At 40.0% G+C, this 19,642-nt stretch carries 13 protein-coding genes; 10 read left to right on the top strand and 3 right to left on the bottom strand.

What is annotated here, in order from left to right:
- Window positions 1-15: 15 nt before the first annotated feature.
- The 8 genes from D0T60_RS07600 (at window position 16) to ccsA (ending at window position 13,406) form a co-directional block, all read left to right on the top strand.
- Complete coding sequence (locus tag D0T60_RS07600) at window positions 16-2,706, top strand: AAA family ATPase (protein ID WP_163217562.1); 2,691 nt, start codon at window positions 16-18, stop codon at window positions 2,704-2,706.
- A 119-nt stretch (window positions 2,707-2,825) separates the two neighbouring features.
- Window positions 2,826-3,629 carry a zinc transporter ZupT gene (gene zupT / locus D0T60_RS07595; protein ID WP_163217561.1) on the top strand — a complete coding sequence of 268 codons (804 nt, stop codon included), beginning with the start codon at window positions 2,826-2,828 and terminating at the stop codon, window positions 3,627-3,629.
- A gap of 291 nt (window positions 3,630-3,920) precedes the next feature.
- The gene (locus D0T60_RS07590) at window positions 3,921-4,268 is read left to right on the top strand and encodes a hypothetical protein (RefSeq protein ID WP_163217560.1); all 348 of its coding nucleotides are present in this window, start codon (window positions 3,921-3,923) and stop codon (window positions 4,266-4,268) included.
- Between the two features lie 335 nt (window positions 4,269-4,603).
- Window positions 4,604-6,910 carry a TonB-dependent receptor gene (locus D0T60_RS07585; RefSeq protein WP_163217559.1) on the top strand — a complete coding sequence of 769 codons (2,307 nt, stop codon included), beginning with the start codon at window positions 4,604-4,606 and terminating at the stop codon, window positions 6,908-6,910.
- A 119-nt stretch (window positions 6,911-7,029) separates the two neighbouring features.
- Window positions 7,030-8,334, top strand: a complete 1,305-nt coding sequence (locus D0T60_RS07580; RefSeq protein WP_163217558.1) for a hypothetical protein — start codon at window positions 7,030-7,032, stop codon at window positions 8,332-8,334.
- Window positions 8,335-8,363: 29 nt separating this feature from the next.
- A complete protein-coding gene (locus tag D0T60_RS07575; protein WP_163217557.1) occupies window positions 8,364-9,527 on the top strand; it encodes an imelysin family protein in 1,164 nt (387 codons plus the stop codon).
- A 73-nt stretch (window positions 9,528-9,600) separates the two neighbouring features.
- On the top strand, window positions 9,601-11,112 hold the full coding sequence (locus tag D0T60_RS07570) for a di-heme oxidoredictase family protein (protein WP_163217556.1): 1,512 nt from the start codon (window positions 9,601-9,603) through the stop codon (window positions 11,110-11,112).
- 50 nt (window positions 11,113-11,162) lie between these two features.
- Window positions 11,163-13,406 (top strand): cytochrome c biogenesis protein CcsA, encoded by a 2,244-nt coding sequence (gene ccsA, locus D0T60_RS07565; protein ID WP_239059518.1) that lies wholly within the window; start codon window positions 11,163-11,165, stop codon window positions 13,404-13,406.
- 66 nt (window positions 13,407-13,472) lie between these two features.
- Here ccsA and fldA read toward each other — a convergent pair whose 3' ends face one another.
- Window positions 13,473-13,979: a flavodoxin FldA gene (gene fldA, locus D0T60_RS07560; RefSeq protein WP_163217555.1), complete on the bottom strand. Its 507-nt coding sequence runs from the start codon at window positions 13,977-13,979 to the stop codon at window positions 13,473-13,475.
- 205 nt (window positions 13,980-14,184) lie between these two features.
- Here fldA and D0T60_RS07555 point away from each other — a divergent pair, with 205 nt between their 5' ends.
- Window positions 14,185-14,889, top strand: a complete 705-nt coding sequence (locus tag D0T60_RS07555; protein WP_163217554.1) for a hemerythrin domain-containing protein — start codon at window positions 14,185-14,187, stop codon at window positions 14,887-14,889.
- Window positions 14,879-15,487, top strand: coding sequence for a response regulator transcription factor (locus tag D0T60_RS07550; RefSeq protein WP_163217553.1), 609 nt, complete (start codon window positions 14,879-14,881; stop codon window positions 15,485-15,487). The genes D0T60_RS07555 and D0T60_RS07550 overlap by 11 nt, the downstream gene beginning before the upstream one ends.
- A gap of 73 nt (window positions 15,488-15,560) precedes the next feature.
- On the opposite strand, the gene D0T60_RS07545 is transcribed toward D0T60_RS07550, so the two are convergent.
- Window positions 15,561-17,648, bottom strand: coding sequence for a S9 family peptidase (locus D0T60_RS07545; RefSeq protein WP_163217552.1), 2,088 nt, complete (start codon window positions 17,646-17,648; stop codon window positions 15,561-15,563).
- A 127-nt stretch (window positions 17,649-17,775) separates the two neighbouring features.
- Window positions 17,776-19,629, bottom strand: a complete 1,854-nt coding sequence (gene yidC / locus D0T60_RS07540; RefSeq protein ID WP_163217551.1) for a membrane protein insertase YidC — start codon at window positions 19,627-19,629, stop codon at window positions 17,776-17,778.
- Window positions 19,630-19,642: the final 13 nt, after the last annotated feature.

Raw genomic sequence — 19,642 nt, 5'->3', positions numbered from 1 at the left:
AACGACTATTTATCCATGAAGATATTATCCATCCGATTAAAAAATCTGGCTTCTATTGAAGGCTATTTCGATATTGACTTTACTACCGAACCTTTGCAGTCTGCCGGAATATTTGCAATCTCAGGCCCTACCGGTGCCGGAAAATCTACTATTCTTGATGCGCTTTGCCTGGCTCTTTATGATAAGACCCCTCGCTTTGCTACTACCGGAGAGAATCTCTATTTAAAAGATGTAGGAGAAAGTCAGGTGAATCAATCTGATGTAAAAAACATCCTTCGCAGAGGAACCGGAGAAGGATTTGCAGAAGTGGTATTTATGGGAGTAGATGGATTTCGCTATCAATCTCGTTGGTCTGTTCGTCGGGCTCGCAGTAAAGCAGACGGCTCCTTGCAGGCGCAAACTATGCAAGTAACCAACCTGGATAAAGAAGAAGAATTGCAGGGAACCAAAACCGAATTGCTCAATCGTTTAACTGTGTTGATTGGTTTGAACTACGATCAGTTTACACGTACCGTATTATTGGCTCAGAATGATTTTGCTACATTCCTGAAATCGAAAGAGTCGGCCAAAGCAGAATTATTAGAGAAGTTGACAGGAACAGAAATCTATTCACAGATATCAAAAGCCATCTTCCAACATACCAAGATTGCTAATGAGGAATTGAATCAGATCCGGAATCGGGCAAGCGTAATCAAATTATTGCCGGATGAGGAATTGCAAGTGTTGGAACAAAATCGAACTGCTTTTCGCATTAAAAGAGAAGAGATAAGCAAACAACTGGAATCTTTAACAGAAAAACTAAAGCTGATTCAATCTCTTAAAACTCAAGAGGAAGTATTGGCCAAAAAGCATAAAGAGGAAGCAACAGGACAAGAGAACTTATTGAAACTTCAAACCTTGTTTGCTCAACAAACAGCATACTTAACCGATTTCAGGCAAAAGTGCGCCGACTTGCAACCGGATATACGAAAAGCCCGAGAGCTTGATGTACGTATTCAGGGTGCCCAAGCCAATTTTAAGCAGGTAGAACAGTCCATTGCCGGTATCCGCTCTAAGCAACCAACAACCATACAACTATCTTTAGAGCATTTGGATGCAGAACAAAAAACGAATGAAGAGCGAAGCCGGAGACTAAATACTTTCGATATTCAGAATCTGGGCAATGAACAGACTGCTTTACTGCAACAACAAAAAAAGCTACAAGAGGCAAAGCAACTAACCGCAGAATGGCTGACTTTACAGAAAACGGCCGAAGAATTATCGAAAGATCTTCAGCAGAAGCGAACAAGTTACTCGGAAAAGGAAAAAGAACAAACTGTGTTTGCAAGTCGGTTAACAAGTAAACAAGTAGAAGTAAAGACACTTCAAAATGTGTTTGACGGTTTACGCATTGCCATGGGAAAAGATGTGAAAGCACTAAGGCAAGCACTTATATCCGGAGAGGCTTGTCCGGTTTGCGGAAGTTTGGAACATCCCTATTCTCAAAAGGCAGAAGCCATAGAATCGCATTATCGACAAGTAGAGAAAGACTATAAAACGGCTTCGGAGGAGTTGCAAAAGCTGAATAATCATTCTATTTCCCTACAGCGGGATATTAAACATCTGCTCGAAACCTGCGAACAACAACAAAGCCGATTAACCATTTTGCAAGCAGAAATAGAAAGAAAATGTCCGAAGAATGAAGAGGAGCGGAGCATTGCCTACTTTGACCTGCAACTGGAAGAACTTAGAAACAAACAAGAAGGTCTTTCTGAAAAGCTTCGGGAATACCAGCAACTTTACGAAGAGTGGTTGTGGTATGACTATAAAATAAAAGAGAGCGTTCTTAGTGCATTGCTTGCAGAACGTAAATTACTATTAAAAGGCAAATCGGTAGATGAGGCTGAGCTTTCCATGCAACGGAAAGAAAAGGAACTGACAGATGCCTTAGAAACCGCAAGAAAAAATGCAGAGATAAATCAAGCCCGTATTTCGGGTGTCCGGGGAGAGATAAAGCAATTAACCGCTGCTGTGGAAGTATTGCGAAAGGAATATAAACAGATTGAATCTCCTGAGAAGTTACCCGAAACGATTGATAACTGTCAGAAACACAAAGTAGAGATAGAAAAGCAACTTTCAGTGATGGAGGCGCAGTTATTACAACAGGAAGAAAGTCGTAAACTACAAAAAGAGATAGAAACGGCATTGAAAGAGAAAGAAGCCGTTGCCGAAAAATGGGAGAAGCTGAATAAGTTGTTTGGTAGTGCCGATGGCAGTAAGTTTAAGGTGATAGCTCAAAGTTATACGCTCAACCTTTTACTTATGCATGCCAACAAGCATTTGTCTTATCTTTCCAAACGTTATAAATTGCAGCAAGTGCCGGATACATTGGCATTGCAGGTAATTGATTGTGATATGTGCGATGAAATTCGTACCGTATATTCCTTATCCGGTGGTGAATCTTTCCTGATTTCCCTGGCACTTGCTTTGGGATTATCCTCCTTATCGGGTAATAATTTAAAGGTAGAATCTCTGTTTATTGACGAAGGCTTCGGTTCGCTCGATGCGGATAGTCTGCGTACAGCCATGGATGCTTTGGAGCAATTGCAGCTACAAGGTCGTAAAATCGGGGTGATCTCTCATGTGCGGGAAATGAGCGAACGTATTCCCGTTCAAATTCAGATACATAAGACGATCAACGGAAAGAGCTATATTCAAATTACCTAAGGAGCATTCGGAAGCGGATACCTGAACAAATGTATTTTCTCCTTGTTAATATACATAAAAAGGGTGATTGATGATGTCCTATCGTACTATTAACTTTGCACCGGATAAACGATTAACGCATGGAACAAAACTTTTTAATAGCTTTTCTGCTCACCTTATTTGCAGGTTTAGCCACAGGTATCGGTAGTTTAATAGCCTTTTTAGCTAAAACAACCAATAAGAAATTTCTTTCCTTCTCCCTTGGTCTGTCGGCGGGAGTCATGATCTACGTTTCGTTTGTCGAGATTTTCGCACAGGCGGAAGATTTACTCATCTTAGAGTATGGAATGAAGAAAGGTATGCTTATCACCGTGGTAGCCTTCTTTGGAGGTATTTTATTGGTCAGCTTAATCGATAAACTCGTTCCTTCCTTCGAGAATCCGCACGAAGTTCGTTCCGTGGAAAGTATGGACGGCCCCCCTCCACGCAATGCAAAATTAATGAAGATGGGAATCATGACGGCACTTGCTATTGGTATTCATAACTTTCCGGAAGGGATTGCTACCTTTACCGCAGCTTTAGAAAATCCCACGTTAGGTATTGCCATTGCGGCTGCCATTGCTATTCATAATATCCCGGAAGGAATTGCTGTGTCGGTTCCTATTTATTATGCCACAGGTGACAGAAAGAAAGCTTTCTCCCTCTCTTTCCTTTCCGGATTGGCAGAACCTTTGGGGGCACTTATCGCTTATTTAATTCTGATGCCGTTTATGTCGCCTACTTTATTAGGTTGTGTATTTGCAGCAGTAGCCGGAATCATGGTATTTATATCCTTAGATGAATTGTTGCCTGCTGCCCGCGAGTATGGCGAACATCATGTTTCTATCTACGGATTGATAGCAGGTATGGCGATTATGGCTTTTAGTTTGATCTTGTTAGCTTAACTCTTCCTTAATTTTGATCCGACCAAACATTCGACGACACCTGGGTATTGTCGGTGACGACATGGGGGTGTCATCGTATACGACACCCGGGTGTCGTCGAATCTCTTGCCAGGAGCTAATGAAATTTAAGCAGTCTATAAAATATTTTATTCTTTCATTCGTCTACAAGAGTAGAGACATGTCTTATCAACTGAATAACGATTGTAGAATTTAAAAAGAATTGCTATCGGAGTAACTCAAATATAGGTGGGAATGATTATAAATTACTACCTTTGCGCTTCGTACAGAGTTATGAAGCAATTGTATCTGAAAATATTGAGATGCCTGCTTCCGGTTTTGTTTATTTCATACCTGGCAGGCATTACTCTTTTCACTCACTCGCATGTGGTGAATGGGGTTACCATTGTGCACTCTCATCCGTTTAATGAAGATGCGGAACACAGCCATTCCACTACAGAGTTTCAACTTATTCATTTGCTATCTCAGGTATTAACGGGTGGAGCTGTTATCTTACCTTTATTATTATTCGTATATTATATTCTATTTGCTTTGTTGGCTGCAAAGCCTCAAAGGTCATTTTATCACTCTCCTTATCAGGGTGTCCTTACGCTTAGGGGACCACCGGCATTTCATAATTAAGTTTGGAAAATTCAAATCGTTATTTGAATTATTTACGGCAAGGTTCTGTTACCAAACTGAACCCGGAAGGGGTATAGTCATCAGGTTAAGGGCTGAAAGTCCTTAACCATCTCACTCCATTTCGTAACCTATAGTAAAATTCTTAAGTAGATGTTCATAATTAGTTTATATCATTACCCCCTCCGCCCTTTGGGCACCTCCCCCTTGCAGGGGAGGAGTCGATGCCGCAGGAATTCCTCCCCTGCAAGGGGGAGGTGCCCAAAGGGCGGAGGGGGACTTTCTCATATTATGAATTAATTTTGAATACCTACTTATTATATAATTAAAAATTCATCATGAAAAAATATATCTTTCTTCTTGTAAGCATCTGTAGTGTGCTTACATCTTATGCCAATGATCCTGAAATGCCTGTTTTAAGTAAATCTGATGCCAATGTGATAGGCCATGTGATAGATAAGAAAACCGGCGAACACCTATCTTATATAACCATCATTTTAAAAGGTACAACGATTGGTACCGTTACGGATGCAACCGGACACTATTTCCTGAAAAACCTACCGGAAGGGAAATTTACAATTGAAGCAAGTTCAGTAGGCTATAAATCTGTCAGCAAAGAGATTATTCTTGTAAAGGGGAAAACTTTAGAGATTGACTTCGAAATAGAAGAAGATGCAGTGGCTTTGGATGGGGTAGTGGTTTCTGCCAATCGGAGTGAAACTACCCGTAGGCTTGCCCCTACCTTGGTGAATGTCATGGATTTGAAGATGTTTGAAGTAACAAACTCCACCACTCTTTCACAAGGATTAAACTTCCAACCAGGTGTAAGGGTAGAAACCAATTGTCAGAACTGTGGATTTCAGCAAGTACGTATTAATGGACTTGATGGACCTTATACACAGATTCTAATGGACTCGAGACCGATATTCAGTGCGCTCTCCGGCGTGTATGGACTGGAGCAGATACCTGCAAGTATGATTGAGCGCGTAGAAGTCATGCGTGGGGGAGGGTCTGCCCTTTTCGGATCGTCTGCCATTGCCGGAACTATTAATATAATAACCAAGGAGCCGATAAGAAACTCAGGACAGATTTCTCATACACTTTCTTCGATTGGAGGAAGTAATTCTTTTGATAACAATACATCCCTGAATGCTTCTTTGGTTACAGAGGATCATAAAGCCGGGCTTTATATTTTCGGTCAAAACCGGCACCGTTCAGGTTACGATCATGACGACGACGGTTATTCGGAACTGCCTAAGCTTAAAAATCAAACAGTAGGATTCCGTTCCTACTTAAAGACAAGTACTTATTCTAAGTTAACTGTCGAATATCATCACATGCAGGAGTTTCGCAGAGGAGGAGATTTGTTGAGCCGTCCACCACACGAAGCCAATATAGCCGAACAGTTAGAACATTCCATTGATGGGGGAGGATTGAAGTTTGATGTATTCTCGCCTGATGAGAAGCATCGCTTAGGAGTGTATACCTCCGCTCAAAGTACAGATCGGAATAGTTACTATGGAGCTAATCAGAATCCGAATGCTTATGGCGATACCAAAGATTTTACTTTTATTGGTGGGGTGCAGCACGTTTATAATTCCGGTCATTTTCTGTTTATGCCTTCATCTTTGATTTCGGGGCTTGAATTTAGCCATAATAACCTGAAAGATAATATCTACCAACGATGTACAAAGCAGATAGTAAATATAGGTAGTGCATTTATACAGAATGAATGGAAGAATGATAAATGGGGTATTCTTGTTGGAGGTCGTTTCGACAAACATAATATGATAAGCCACCTGATATTTAGTCCGCGAGCCAACGTTCGTTTTAATCCTACAGAGAATATAAATTTGCGAGTGAGCTATTCTTCCGGATTCAGGGCACCACAAGCTTTTGATGAAGACTTACATGTTGGCAATGTGCAAGGTACTGTTTCTATGATTGAGTTGGCTTCCGATCTGAAAGAAGAAAGATCGCAAAGTTTCAGTGCGTCGGCCGATATTTATCAGTGTTTGGGAGCTTATCAAGCCAATTTTTTGATAGAGGGTTTCTATACCCGCCTGACGGACGTGTTTGTTTTAGATGAGATTGGAACTAATGATGAGGCTGTGTTGGTAAAGAGAAGGAGCAACGGATCGGGAGCCAAAGTGGCTGGAGTAACCTTAGAGGGTAAAGTGGCTTATCGCTCTCTGTGGCAAATACAGACAGGGCTCACCATGCAAAAAAGCCGGTATGACAAAGCTGAAAGATGGAGTGAAGATGCTCCTGCCGAAAAGAAAATTTTCCGCACCCCCGATGTTTATGGTTACTTTACAGCCAGCTATAGTCCGGTTAAGCCCTTGTCAATAGCCTTGTCGGGTACCTATACGGGTTCCATGCTGACCGAGCACTGGAAAGGAGCCGAAAATAATCCGAATGATACTCAGGCTGTAAAAACTCCGGATTTCTGGGATATGGGTATTAAGCTGTCTTATGACTTTAAAATTTATAAATCGACAGTTTTGCAGGTAAATGCCGGTGTTCAAAATATGCTGAATGCTTATCAGGATGATTTCGATAAGGGTAAAAATCGCGATTCGGGCTATATTTACGGACCATCTTTACCTCGTACTTATTATGCCGGAGTGAAAATAAGTTATTAAATACCTATTTATGCTGATAAAAAGAAGGCTATTTAATTATAAATAGGTATTTCACATCCTTTCTGCCTACTTTAACTTTGCATTTGTTAAGAAACATATTGTAATAAAGTTTAATAGGTATGAAACCAAAACGTTTAAAATTTCTCTTTCTTCTGTTATTTATGGCAGTAGCAGCCTTTCCGTATATGGCTGTATCTGCCACTATTGAGATAGATTCTGTATCCACTAAAAAAGAAGAAAAAGGGCGGTTGACTCTTGGTGGCTATGGAGAAGCCGTTATGACTCGCAATTTCTATAGTGATAATTGGAAGAGGTATACGGCTTCTGATCTGTATAAAGATGCACCCGACCACGGAAAGTTTGACTTGCCTCATGTAACATTCATGGTGGGCTATGAGTTTGGTAAAGGATGGCGCGTTGGTGCTGAAATAGAATATGAACATGGCGGGCCGGAAGTAGCTGTCGAGATAGAAGAAGAGGAAACCGGGGAGTATGAATCGGAAGTAGAACGCGGTGGCGAAGTTACTTTGGAGCAATTCTGGATTGAGAAAACATTTAATAGGGCGATGAACCTGCGCATGGGGCACATCGTGGTACCTGTGGGAAGAACCAATCAGTTTCATTTACCCACAGAATTTTTTACCGTCTATCGTCCGGAAGGAGAAAACTCAATAATGCCGTGTACGTGGCACCAAACCGGGGTGAGCCTTTGGGGAAATATAAAAAAATGGAGATACGAAGTGCAGTTTATTGCAGGGCTCGATGCCGACCGTTTTGGTAGTAAAAACTGGATAAAGGACGGAGCAAAAAGCCCTTATGAATTTAAAATAGCAAATTCTTATGCCGGGGCCTTTCGTTTGGATAACTATGCTGTGCAAGGACTACGCTTAGGTCTGAGCGGATACATCGGAAAAAGTGCCGCCAACAGTTTGAAACATGATAAATTTAAGGATATTGACGGGCTGGTAATGATTGCTGCATTCGATTTTGATTATAAAGACTACAACTGGATTGCTCGTGGAAATTTTGATTATGGGCATTTAGGAGATTCTCGCAAAATATCAGAAGCTAACAGAACCATGAGTGCTTATTCTCCCTCTCCACGCACCAATGTGGCTTCCGATGCAATGTGTGCCTCTCTTGAAGTGGGATACGATGTTTTTTCTCAGTTTGATTTTGCCAAAGGACGTAAACTATATGCTTTTGCCCGTTATGACTATTACGACTCAATGTATAAAACAGATAAAAAGATCTTAGATCAGGACTGTTGGGAGCGTAAGGTAATATCTGCCGGATTGAATTATTATCCTATTAATAACATTGTGATAAAGGCTGAGTACTCCAACCGTTTACTTAAAAGCCAATTCAATAATGAACCAAGCATCTCGTTGGGTATAGCTTATGCCGGTTTTTTCACTAAATAACCATTTATATAATAAAAGTAAGAATGAAAATGAAAAAGTTTATTAACTATTATTTGTTTGCAATGATAATTGCTGTCACAGCAGTTAGCTTTGCCTCTTGTAGCGACGATGATGATGATAACTCATCAGAAGAACGTGACCTTTTATTGGGAGAAATTATTTCTCAATATGTGAACAATACTGTATATGTAACTTATGAGAATCTGGCTGATGCTTCGATAAAACTGGAAGAAGCCTGTATCGCTCTTCAGAATGACCCTACCAACTTGCAAAAAGCAACCAAAGCTACTGAAGTATGGAAAGATGCTCGTTTATACTGGGAGTTGAGCGAAGCATTCTTATTTGGTCCGGCTTCTAAAAAAGGTATTGACCCACATATTGATACCTGGCCATTGGATCAGGCTAATTTAGATAAATTATTGAACAGCCCCAGCATTATGGAAGACTTTGATGCGGATTATGCAACTAACAACTTGCAAGGAGGATCTTTAGGTTTTCATGCCATTGAGTATGTACTGTTCAAAGACTCTAAACCTCGTACAGACGCTTCGGAAAATGAACTGAAGTATGCAGTAGGTGTAGCTGGTGACTTGAAATTGCAATGTCTTATTCTGGAAGCAGCTTGGAAAGGTATGGATAATATCACAGATGAAAAGAAAGAATATCTGGAAGAAGCCGAAGCCGAACAAGACGATGAATGGGGTGAGAATTTAATGAATGCAGGACTTCCGGGAAGTACCTATAAAACAAAGGTAAGTGCACTGCATGAAATTATAAGTGGAGATAAAGGCTGTTTTGGAATAGCAAACGAAGTGGGGAATACAAAGATTGCCGATCCGGTGGCAAGTAATAATGTACTTGATGTTGAATCATGGTTCAGCTGGAACTCTAAACAAGATTTTCAGGATAACATCAGAGGAATTTATAACTCTTGCATGGGTGGGGTAGATGGTAAAAGAAACGAGAATAAATCGATCTACAGTTATGTGAAATCTTTCAATCCTGATTTAGCAGAAAAACTTAAAGATGCAATGATCGAAACAATAGGTTCCGATAATAAAACAGGTATAGGTACTATCATTCAGCCATTCCGTAATAATCTGGAGAAATCTAAAAACCAGGTGGCTATGGATACTTGCAATGATCTTTGTGATGTTCTACGTGAAGTTGCAGATGCCATTTCTAATCAGTAGTAATCAGACTGAAAAAATAATGTTTAAGCGTGCCTCCGAAAAAGTGGTACGCTTTCAATACTTAAGTGGATATATGAAAAAAAGAGATTTATTAATTAGCTTTTTACTCCTGATGGGGTTTTCCGCCTGTAATGACAATGATTCTTCGGGCGATGACAAAGATAAAGGAAGAGAACTCTCTGCCGAATGGTACACCGGAGGGAAATTGGGAACCACCTTCATAAATGTAAATACATCAAGTGCCTATGAACAAGCCACTCCTATAGTAGAGGAAGATGCTGCCATGAATGCCGCTTTTATGCGCGGAGAATCACTTTTTGAGAATAATTATATTGAAGGTACCGACCCCGGAGCACCGCGTACAGGTTTAGGTCCGGCATTTGTGCGTAATTCATGTATTGCCTGCCATCCTGGCTACGGTCATGGCAAGCGTATGGACAGGTATCGTGCCAATGACTTTGGTAATGGTTATCTTTTGGTGGTTTATGATAAGGATACAGATGCTTATGTGCCCGAACTGACAGGTATGCCACAAACCAAGGCTATAGCTCCTTTCTTACCTCCGGTAGATGAAAACGGAATTAAAATAGAATGGTTGTCTTATACGGATAAATACGGAAATACATTTCCTGACGGAGAAACTTATCAGTTAATTTATCCGGAGGTAACTATTGACCCCGCTTATATCAATACAGACCCTAAACCAAAGAATTATGATGTTCGTCTGGAAGCTACTATCGGTATTTATGGCACAGGCTTGCTCGATGCTATACATGATGACTCTTTACGATTGGAATATACGCGCCAACAGGCACGTGGTTATTGTCAGGGGCGTATTGGGAAAGACATTACCGAAGCAGATGGAACGACCCATCCGGGACGTTTTACTTATGCGCTTTCAAGAGGAACCTTACAGAATGGTCCGGGTGCCAATGCTATATGGAATATAACAAGTGTAACTCGTTCCGATCGTACGAAGAATTACATAACCGGTGCATGGGCAAAGGCGATGTCGCAAAATTTAGATATACAAGCCAAATTAGCTAAAAGCGAGGAAGAGATTTACAGTGAATTGATGTCGCAGAATTTAGAACCGGAAATGTCTGACGATGATTATATTGATTTTATGATATGGCATCGTGGATTGGCTGTGCCTGCTGCCCGTAATCTGGATGATGAAGAAGTACAAAAGGGTAAAAAGGTCTTTAATTCCATTGGATGTACAGCTTGCCATCGCCCGTCTTGGATAACCGGACCTGATAATTATACAGGAGATCCGATGGTGGCCGGAAAACTTCCTCGCTATCCTTATCAAACAATTTGGCCTTATAGTGACTTGTTGCAACATCGGTTAGAGATGAAGAACAACATTCGTACTGGGTGGTGTCGTACTACTCCGTTGTGGGGAAGAGGACTGTCGGAGCAATGTACCGGAGCCGGTGATCATCTGCATGATATGCGTGCCCGTAATTACATTGAAGCTATCATGTGGCATGGTGGTGAAGCAGAAAAGTCTGTAGAGAAATTCAGAGCACTTAGCAAAACCGAAAGGGATGCGGTGGTGAAGTTTCTCGAATCTATTTAGAAACCGTTTTGAATTTTCATATAAAAAGTAATCCTTTCCATAAATGCATTATGAAGAAACTATCGTTTGGCTTATTAACCATTGTCTTGATTTGTCTGGCTGTTACCACTTTTATTGAGAAATATCACGGATTACAGTATGTATCTCAATATATCTACGGTTCGGTTTGGTTTAGCATTTTATGGGGAGGATTAGCTTTATCTTCCCTTTGTTATATTGTATCGGTAAAGGTATATAAAAAGAGCTTTTCCGTTTTTATTCTGCATGTTTCCTTCTTGGTGATACTGCTCGGTGCATTGTTGACTTCGCTTACTGCACAAAGAGGATATGTGCATTTGAGGATGAATGAGAAGTGTAATACTTTTATTGTTGAGGGAGAAGATGGAGGTGAGCAACAAATCGTATTGCCTTTAACACTTGAACTTACAGATTTTTCAATTGATTATTATCCGGGTACAAATGCACCGGCTGATTATATTAGTTCCTTTTTGGTAATAGATGAAAAAGATATTTCTTTTCGGGAGAGTGTATCTATGAATCGCATATTTTCATATAGAGGCATTCGTTTATATCAATCTTCTTATGACGAAGATATGCAGGGAGCTATACTTACTGTGAACAGGGATGTGTGGGGCATTCCTGTAACTTATACTGGCTATTTCCTTTTATTTATTTCTATGCTATGGGTGCTTTTTTCTCCAAATGGAAGCATGAGGCGGTTGTTGAAAAACCCCCTGTTGCGGAAAAATGTTTTTATGTTTGTTTTCTTATTACTTCCATTAGTTTCTTTACAAGCCAACCGGGAGACCAACCGCGTATTGCCTCGGAATGATGCCGCTAAGTTTGGAGAAGTGCAGGTTCTTTATAACGGAAGAATCACTCTTTTGCAGACACTTGCCTATGATTTCAGTAAAAAAGTAACAGGGTCCGTGAGCCACAGAGGGTATACACCGGAACAGTTTTTATCAGGATGGATTTTTTATCCCGGCTTATGGAAATATGAGCCTTGTATACATGTGAAAAGTGCAGCAGTAAGAAAAATGTTCAACCTGAATGAGTATGCTGCACTGACTGACTTTTTTGATCAAACAAGCACTTATATTTTTGAATCGTATTGGAGCGAACTTCATCAGGGCAAACTCTCTTCTTTGCAAAAAGCAATAAGTGAGGTAGATGAAAAAGTGCAACTGATATTAATGTTGAGTAAAGGAGAATTACTGAAGGTTTTTCCCGTCGCGGAGAACGGACAGATAGTGTGGTGTAACTCTACAGCACAACTGCCTGATAATACAGATGTCGGTCAACGCCTTTTTGTGAAGAAGATGTTTGCATTGCTCAATGAACAGGTTATAAAGAAGAATAGTGAAGAGTTTCATCTTTATGTGGAAAAACTCCTGAACTATCAATTAAAGAGTGGGGGAGAGTCGGTGCTTTCTTCCTCGAAAGTAAAGGCTGAACTAACATACAATCGCCTACCGTATGTGCCTCTGTTATTTCGTATGAACCTGACACTGGGGCTACTTATGTTGATGCTGTTGGTCACAGAGTTAGTTCGTCAGAAAGCGTTTGCCGGTTCCCGGTTGTTATTCGGGGGAGGTGTTGTTTGTTTGTTCTTATCTTTTGCTTTCCTTACTTTCTGTATAGGGCTCAGAACATATATCAGTGGTCGTTGGCCTATGGGAAACGGCTTTGAAACAATGGTTTTTATGGCATGGTGTGTGATGCTTATCGCTTTATGCTTTTACAAAAGGTTTCGTTTGGTTGTTCCTTTTGGTTTTTTGTTATCGGGCTTTTTTCTTTTGGTGGCTTCTTTCAGTATGATGAATCCTCAGATTACTCCATTGATGCCGGTGCTTTCTTCTCCGCTTTTAAGCCTTCATGTTTCTACCATTATGATGTCTTATGCCCTTTTGGCGTTTACCTTTTTAGGGGGAGTTGTTTCTTTGTTTCTCTATGCCGTGAAGAGAACCCCGGAAACTAAAAAACAAATAGAGACTTTACAATTAATCTCTCGGCTATTTCTGATTCCCGGATTGTTTTTTCTGGCAGCAGGAATTTTTATAGGTGCTATTTGGGCAAATATTTCTTGGGGGCGTTACTGGGCTTGGGATCCTAAAGAAGTTTGGGCGTTAATTACTCTGTTGGTGTATAGCATGGCAGTACATACGCAATCATTAAAAATTTTCCGTAAGCCCGTTTTTTTTCATATCTATATGTGCTTGTCTTTTCTCACCGTTTTGATGACTTACTTTGGTGTGAATTATGTGCTGGGTGGGTTGCATAGCTATGCTTGATAAAAGAAGGGCGAAACTTTTTGGTTCCGCCCTCCTACTCGGTTAGACATGCAAAAGAAAGGTTGTTTAGTTTATTTCCTTTTTGAGAGATTCGGTCCAATGGGCAATCCGGTCGTCTGTTTTGCCATCTTCATTAAGCTCATCGAGCGGTAAACCTACAAATTTTCCGTTAACAACGGCTATAGAAGCATCGAAGGTATAATCAGTAGTTTCTACAGAACCACAGAATGTACATCCGGTTCCTTTCAGTTCTTCATAAAGAATACCGATTGCGTCGCAGAAAGTATCGCTATATGATTCGCTGTCTCCACAACCGAATAGCGCAACGAACTTATGAGATAAATCTACTTTCTTGATTGTTTTAATAGCATCATACCAATCGTCTTGCAACTCTCCGTCGCCCCAGGTTGAACTACCCAGGATAAGAGCATCATAACCTGCCACTGTGGCTTCTGTAATGCCTGATGCATCATGGATATCTGCATCAGATACATTTAACTTATTTGCTACTCTGCGTGCCATGTCTTCGGTGGTTCCGGTAGTAGAACCATAGAAAATTCCAATCTTACTCATGTTGTATTTTATTAATCATGTTATTTATTTGATTACAAAGATAAGATAGACTGCTATCTCGGGAAATACCCAGAAATAATGAAATTTATACAGATACACCCTACAATTAGGTAGCTCTTTCTGAATTTAAAATACCTATTTATGGTGATTGCATTTGTGACTGATAATGTGTTACTTTGCGTGTTCATAATATAATTAGGTGAAAATGGGTGAAACTCAAAAATATAAACCATCCGATAAGATGGTGGATCTGATTAGTGATAACTATACTTTATTGCAAGTAATGAGTCGTTTTGGGCTTTCTTTAGGGTTTGGAGAGAAAACAGTAAAGGAAGTTTGTGAAATGAATAATGTAGATTGTCCGACATTTCTGGCTGTAGTTAACTTTGTGGTCGAAGGGTTTTCGCGCATTGATGATAGTAAGGAAGAACTTTCGGTGCCTGCTTTGGTCGATTATCTGCATCAATCTCATATATACTTCTTGGATTTTTGCCTTCCGGGTATTCGCCGTAAGCTCATTTATGCCATTGATTGTGCTGATGATGGTGTTTCTTTCCTCATACTGAAGTTCTTTGATGACTATATGAATGAAGTAAGAAAGCACATGGAGTATGAAGAAAAAACAGTTTTTAAGTATGTAGATTCATTATTGAATAATACTCCGCTCGAAAACTATAAGATCAGTACTTTTTCCAAACACCATGACCAGATTAGTGAAAAGTTGACTGAACTTAAAAATATTCTCATTAAATATTGTCCACCCAAGGCTAATAAAAGCATGCTTAATACTGCTTTATTTGATATTTATACTTGTGAGGAAGGATTAGATTCGCACTGCAATGTGGAAGACTATCTACTGGTGCCTGCTATACTAAAACTTGAGAGGAGGATTTTAGGGAATGAAAAATAGTGAGGTAATTCGAATAGCGGTAGCAGAGTCTTCGGTAATCATTCGTAGCGGGTTGACTCTCGTGTTGAAAAGACTTCCTAATTTAAGAATACAACCAATAGAGTTGGCCTCGGTTGAAGCACTGAATGATTGTATGAGAACACAGCCTCCTCATATTCTTTTTGTGAACCCTGGCTTTGGCGACTACTTTGATGTGAGTCGTTTTCGTAACGACCCGGCGGGAAAGAATGTGCGGTTAGTAGCATTGGCCACCACTTTTATTGATGCTTCGATACTAAATAAATACGATGCTTCGGTTTCCATATTTGATGATGTGGATGTGCTGACAAAGAAGATCAGTAATTTGCAAAATATTCATGACGATGAGGAGGATGAAAACTCCGAAACTTTAAGTTTGCGCGAGAAAGAAATTGTAATCTGTGTAGTAAAAGGTATGACTAATAAAGAGATAGCAGAGAAACTCTTTTTGTCTATTCACACAGTAATCACGCATCGTAGAAATGTCAGCAGAAAGTTGCAAATACATAGTGCGGCCGGATTAACCATTTATGCAATCGTAAATAAGTTGGTGGAACTGAGCGACATAAAGGACTTATAATTATAACACAGAGATCACAGGCTAATTAAAAAGTTCTGTGACCTCTGTGCTCTCTGTGGTGAAGTGTTGATGATTATTTAAGCCATTTATCCAACCATTTAAAGAATGTGCGTTGCCACAAAATACCGTTTTGTGGTTTCAATACCCAATGGTTTTCATCCGGATAAAGTAACAATTCTGCAGGAATGCCTCGTAATACAGCCGCATTAAAGGCAGTCATTCCTTGTGTGGCAAGTACGCGATAATCTTTCTCTCCATGGATGCACAAGATAGGAGTGTCCCATTTATCGATAAATTTATGCGGAGAATTAGCAAAGGTTCGTTGAGCAGTAGCATTGTTTTTATCCCAGAAAGCTCCGCCCATATCCCAGTTGGCAAACCACATTTCTTCTGTTTCCAGATATTGCGCTTCCAGATTAAAGAGTCCGTCGTGAGCAATGAATGCTTTGAATCGTTTGTTATGATTTCCAGCCATCCAGTAAACGGTGTAACCACCAAAACTTGCTCCTACACAGCCTAAGCGATCTTTATCAACGAAAGACTCTTTGCTTACTTCATCAATAGCTACAAAAAGATCCTTCATACACTGGCCGGAATAATCTCCACTGATTTGCTCATTCCATTCCAAACCAAATCCGGGCAGACCGCGACGGTTGGGAGCAACAATTATATAGTCGTTAGCGGCCATCATTTGCATATTCCAACGATAAGACCAGAATTGACTAACTGCATTCTGAGGACCTCCCGTGCAATATAATATGGTTGGGTACTTTTTGTTCGGATCAAAGTTGGGTGGATAAATAACCCATGTAAGCATTTGCTTGCCATCTGTTGTCGTCATCCATCTTTCTTCTACTTTACCCATCTCCAACTGATCGTAGATATGTTTGTTCTCGTATGTAAGCTGAGTATCTTTACCACTCAAATCAACCGAATAGATTTCATCTGCCATACTCATAGAGTGGCGTTTTGCAATCAGTTTATCTCCGCAAAGAGCCACAGATGCATAATCATGAACTCCTTCGGTGAGGGGCTTAACTTGTTCGGATGCCACATCTACCGAATAGATTTGCGACTTGGCATGCCATATACTTGTAAAGTAGATGGTCTTCGAGTCTGTGCTCCAGCAATAATCATCTACATTGGAGTCGAGTGATTTGCTGATAAAACGCTTCTCTCCTGTAGCCAGATCCATGATGAACAAACGATTCCAATCGGATTCATATCCATCACGTTCCATACTTAACCATGCAATACTCTTTCCGTCGGGTGAATATTGGGGGTTGGTATCGTATCCCGGCATGCCTTCTGTGATATTGATTGATTGTTTTGTATTCAAATCATACACATAAATATCTGAATTAGTAGAGAGTGCATACTCCTTACCTGTTTTTTTACGACTTGTATAGGCAACTTTGTCCGACGTTGTATTCCAGGCAAGCTGTTCTATACCACCAAATGGTTTCATGGGGCTTTCGTATGGCTCTCCTTCCAGAACATCTTTAATGTTGGAGATTGATTTACCATCAAAATCGGCAATGAATGGGTGAGGAGCAGTAGTTACCCATTCATCCCAATGTTTATACATTAAATCGTTTACGATGATTCCCGTTGCTTTGGGAAGATCCGGATATTTTTCGACTGTAGCTTTAACTGTTTTTACCTGAGATATGAATAAAAGTTTCTTCTCGTCCGGAGAAAAAGAGAAGCCTTCAATATCCCCTTCATAGTGGGTTAATTGTTTTCTTTCACTTCCATCCGGATTCATCTCCCATATTTGGCTGCTTCCGCTTTCGGCAGAAAGAAAGGCCAATTTGCTGCCTCCTTTAATCCATGTAAGTTCGTTTTCGGAGAAAGGGGTACGGGTGATTTGCTTGTTATCGCTTCCGTCGGCATTCATGATGAATACCTCGCGATTACTTTTGTTTTCGGGAATGCTGTAATAAGCAACCGTATAAACAATTTGCTTATTGTCGGGCGATACAGATACACCGCCAATACGTCCTAAAGCCCATAGTGCTTCCGGAGTCATTCGTTTCCCTTCAATCTTAATGTTTGATTTCTCAATAATCACCTGATCTTTGTTAGCGACTTCCTGATTGCCGCAAGAGGCTAATGTCATAGCTGCTATTGACATTGTGATTAGATTAGCTGGTTTCATAAATTACGTTTATTTTCTTTGTTCCACAAATGTATGAATTTGTTTCTTACAAAAAAAGGAAGCGATTGCTTCCTTTCTTACCTTTTTAAAACATTCAGAAACTGTTTTGAATTTAAAGTCAAGTTTCTTATTTTTTATTCTGTTTAGCTTTCTCTTGAAGTAAGCGTTCTTGTTCTTTTTGCATAGCTTCCAAACGAGCAGCAAAACCGGACTTCTTTTGTGTTTTTTTCTTGGACTTGTTTGTTTCCAATTGTGCCAGTAACTTTTCTTCGTTGGTTGTTTTGCGTAATATAATCATAGTTATCACACTAATCAGTGTAGATATGAAGTAGTAATAGTTAAGACCGGCCGGGAAATCGTTCAAGACAAATAAGAACATTACAGGCATTAAATACATCATCCACTTCATTCCGGGCACTTGTTGCTGACCGGTATTTTGCTGATCCATAGTGAATTTAGTATTCAGAATGGTGGTGATAGTCATTAATAAGCAGAACAAACTGAGGTGATTTCCAAGGAATGGTATCTTGAAAGGCAATTTAATGATATCATCATAAGTTGATAAGTCGGCTGCCCACAAGAAACTTTCCTGACGAAATTCGATGGCACTTGGCACAAACATAAACAAGGCCATAAGAATAGGAAATTGCAATAACATAGGCAAGCATCCACCCATCGGGCTTACTCCATATTGACTGTATAATCCCATTACTTCCTGTTGTTTTTTCATGGCATCTTCCTGCTTGGGGTACTTCTCATTGATTTTGTCAATCTGAGGTTTAAGTACACGCATCTTGGCAGAAGAAATAAATGTTTTCCAGGTAGCAGGGAATACTACAATCTTCACAATGATTGTCATTAACAATAGAACAATTCCCATGCTTAATCCCCAACTGGATAACCAGTCGAATATGTTGATGGTAAACCATTGATTGATCTGACGAACAACCGGCCATCCTAAATAAACAAGATTGTCTAATTCCCATTTATGATCTCTACCTTTATCAAAAGCTTTTAATGTTTTGTAATGGTTGGGACCGAAGTAAAAATGCATGGTAGTTGCTTCATTACCTTTCGGATCGAAGAAGGTGCTCATTTCGGCAGCATAGTTTTTGATGTAACCGCTTCCCTGTTGCTCCATTCTCGACTTCAGTTTTCCTTTTTCGAAAGATTGATCGGCTATAAATACAGAAGAGAAGAATTGGTTTTTAAAGGCAATCCAATCTAATCTACTACCTTCAATGGATTTATCTTCGTCTTTAGATTCGGATAAATGATCACTATCATCTGAGGTAAGTTTATAGCTGAGGTTTGATAGTCTGTTTTCATAAGTAGAACCGCGTTCTTGCTGACGAGCCCGTTGCGACCATGCAATATCTATATAATTGGTGGTAGAAGATAGTTTATCTTCCATGCCTGTAGCTTTGATGCTAAAGTCAACCATGTAGCTTTCGGGGAGTAAGGTATAAGCAAAATCGATATAGCTATCATCAGCAGCAATCAATCTCATAACAACGCTGTTTGCTGTTTGATTGATTGGCTTAAAATAGTAATCTTTGGTTTGAAGAGCTCCCGTTTTATTGTAGAAATAAAAATTCATGGAAGCATCTTTATCACTGAACAATACCAACGGCTCTTTTTCCTGATTGTAATATTCTTTAAGTGTAGCAGAATAAACACGACCTCCCTTATTACTTAGAACGACTTTTACTAATTCGTTTTCAATAGTCGTAAATGATTCTTCACCTTGTAATGCAGGGAAAAAAGTAGAAGTTGAGTCGATCTTTTCTTCTGCTTTTTCATTGGCTAATGCAGCCGCGGTTTTAGCTCTAAGGGCTTCTTCCTCTCTTTGAACAACGGCAATAGAGTCATTGTATCGTTGCCAGGCAGCTACCTGTTCTTCATTAGGGCGGCTGAAATAACTGAAACCAATTAATAAGAGTCCTATTAAAACTAACCCAATAATGGTATTTTTATCCATGAATTATATATTA

Origin of the sequence: Bacteroides sp. 224, from assembly GCF_010500995.1 — a bacterium.
GTDB lineage: Bacteria > Bacteroidota > Bacteroidia > Bacteroidales > Bacteroidaceae > Bacteroides.
Note: the sequence above shows the minus strand (reverse complement) of the source record. Positions and strands in the feature narration are given on the sequence as shown.